General features: G+C 63.7%; 1 protein-coding gene. It reads left to right on the top strand.

The annotated features are described in order from the left end of the window. The coding region (locus EN804_RS35100; RefSeq protein ID WP_281407929.1) for a phosphate acyltransferase at positions 1–375 on the top strand (375 nt) is incomplete at both ends.

Here is a 375-nt window from a genome sequence, read left to right as displayed (position 1 = left end):
GATCTTTCGCCGCCTGCATGGTGGCGATGGGCGATGCGGACGCGGTGGTGACGGGCGTGACGCGCAATTATTCGACGGCGCTGGAAGATATCCGCCGTTGCATCAACACCAAGCCCGGCCATCGCGTCATTGGCGTATCCCTCGTTGTCTCGCGCAACCGCACCGTCTTCGTGGCCGACACGGCCGTGCACGACATGCCGAATGCCGAGGACCTTGCCGATATCGCCGAGGAGGCAGCCGGCCTCGCCCGCCGTTTCGGTTACGAGCCGCGCGTTGCCATGCTCGCTTATTCCACCTTCGGCCAGCCGGTCGGCCAACGCTCCTACAAGGTGCGCGAGGCGGTGAAAATTCTCGACAAGCGCAACGTCAATTTCG

Origin of the sequence: Mesorhizobium sp. M8A.F.Ca.ET.161.01.1.1, from assembly GCF_004792105.1 — a bacterium.
In the GTDB taxonomy this organism is placed as follows: domain Bacteria; phylum Pseudomonadota; class Alphaproteobacteria; order Rhizobiales; family Rhizobiaceae; genus Mesorhizobium.
This window is presented reverse-complemented; position numbering and strand designations above follow the sequence as displayed.